We start from the raw sequence: 2,319 nt of genomic DNA on the forward strand, positions 1-2,319 counted from the left end.
GTGGGGTTGAGGGTGTGGGTTGTGGGGTGTGGGGTGTGGGTTTTTACCGATTTTGAGGTAGTCAGTTACCTATTTTTCAGGGAAAAAGTCCAGGGATTTTACCCCGGATCACTCCAATGGTCAACACTTTTTGAGGGAAAAAAGTCTAAAAGCCTTATCTAACAAGGTTTTTAGATTTATTCAGCAAACCCTACCTAATTTTTAGGAAAAAATTACCTGAATTTTACCCCCGCTTACTCCCATATCTGGTACTTTTTGATTTCCAAAAAGTCTAAATTTTAGATTTATTCAGCCTGCTCTAAGCTAGGCTTGGCTTCAGGCAAAAATCAAGTGCAGACTCATAGTAAGTTTGCACTGATATTATCGCAATATTCTGTTTTACCGGTGGCTTTATCGACTGTGATCGCGCACGGGGATCGGGATTAGTTCGGGTTCGGGTTCGGGTTCCGGACCAAAAACACTCTCGATCAGTTTGCGCGCCCATTCTCTCAATTTTTCTATCACTTCATCTAAATAGTCCATTGACCAAATGGCTCCTTTGAGATACTAGCTATGAGTTTTCGTCGATTGATCCCCGCAACAGCTTGATTCTAGAGAATTTTAACTAATTTTCATCGTTTGGCTGTTAAATCTGACGAGCGGGGGAATCTATATCTTGTATTTATATTAAGCTTAACATAACTTTTTAGTCTGAGTATATATTCTTGGCAATTCTTTTTTAAGATATTGTTAATAAATTCCGGCGTAGGCGATCGAGGGCGGTATAAGCACTAATCTGGCGAATAGTCAAGCGATCTCGATTTTCTCCGAAACGATGCTCTGATACGGTGACATTTCCGTCAGGACTGGCTAAACCGATATAAACTAGGCCCACGGGTTTTGTCTCACTGCCTCCTCCTGGTCCGGCAATACCCGTGATACTGATCCCCCAATCCGTAGCGAGGCGTTTTTGCACCCCTAGCGCCATCTGTTGGGCAATAATGGCACTGACAGCCCCGAAATTAGTTAAATCCCCTTCATTTACGTCTAAGAGGGCAACTTTTACCCGATTATCGTAGGAAATAACCCCACCCCCAAAATAATCGGAACTGCCGGCGATTTGGGTGATAATTTCCCCTAATCCCCCTCCAGTACAGGATTCTGCCACACTCAAAGTTTGTTTTTGCCGCCGCAAAAGTTCCCCCACCACCGCAGGTAAAGTATCATCATCAGCCCCAAAATAATCTAATCCGGCGATTTCCTTAATTTCCGTCGCTACCGGTTCAATTACCTGCAAAGCAGCCTGTAAAGAAGGGGCTTTCGTCGCAATTCGCAAACGCACTTCGCCTAAACCAGCATAGGGGGCAACGGTGGGATTAGTCAGATCAAATAAATGGACAACTTTTTCCGCTAAAGCTGACTCACCGATACCGCGAAATTTCAGAGAACGACTATAAATCCTCTCTTTGCCCCATCCTTGACTTTCTAGGTAGGGAATGGCCGTTTCTACCCACATTCTCTTCATTTCTGAGGGTACTCCGGGGAAAGTGAGAATAGTTACGTTAGTCTCTGGTTGCCAGATCATGCCGGGGGCGGTTCCGGTCGGATTTGGCAAAAAATCGGCTCCCACAGGTATTAAAGCCTGTTTACTGTTACTAGGAGGCATTTCTCGCCCTAAACTCGTAAATTTAGCCTCGATTTCCGCTAAAATCTCTTTATCTTCTCTGAGGGGCGTTTGGAAAAAATCGGCGATTGTTTCTGTGGTTAAATCGTCGGGAGTCGGTCCCAGTCCCCCGGTAAAAATTAAAATTGAAGAACGTTCTCGGGCAATAGCGATCGCTTTTTTCAGTCTTTCTACATTATCCCCCACCACCGTTTGATAATAATGGGGAATGCCTAATTTTGCCAATTCTAGGGCTAAATATTGGGCGTTAGTATTAACTATATCCCCTAATAATAATTCCGTTCCTACACAAATAATTTCAGCGGCCATAATTTTTGACAATTAGCTTAAGATTTTCAATTTTGATCATTAACTGATCTCCTGTCACCATCGTTCGATCGGGTTTCGGTAACGATGGTACTGGAAGTTAACCCTACCAGTGCGCTCCAGTATTATACCAGTAAGCTATCAACAATCAAAGTCTTGTATATTAGACCTCTTGTAAAAATCAAAAATTGTTGTTAGGGTTAGGAGTCAGTAGCCGGTCGTCAGGAGTCAGGAGAATTAAGAATGAATAATAATCAATTAAACGGTCTATTTACAGATTTTATGTAATTTAATCCTTGTTTTTGCCGTTTTTGAAGCCTCAAAAATTAATTATGCAAGAGGTTTATTAA

At 42.6% G+C, this 2,319-nt stretch carries 2 protein-coding genes; both read right to left on the reverse strand.

Going from position 1 to position 2,319, the window contains the following annotated elements; translation table 11 throughout:
• Nucleotides 1-390: 390 nt before the first annotated feature.
• A complete protein-coding gene (locus PX481_RS07905; RefSeq protein WP_255520650.1) occupies nt 391-522 on the reverse strand; it encodes a hypothetical protein in 132 nt (43 codons plus the stop codon).
• 196 nt (nt 523-718) lie between these two features.
• Complete coding sequence (locus PX481_RS07910; protein WP_288027240.1) at nt 719-1,972, reverse strand: competence/damage-inducible protein A; 1,254 nt, start codon at nt 1,970-1,972, stop codon at nt 719-721.
• Nucleotides 1,973-2,319: the final 347 nt, after the last annotated feature.

The sequence above is a fragment of the Microcystis sp. M53603_WE2 genome (assembly GCF_030065435.1).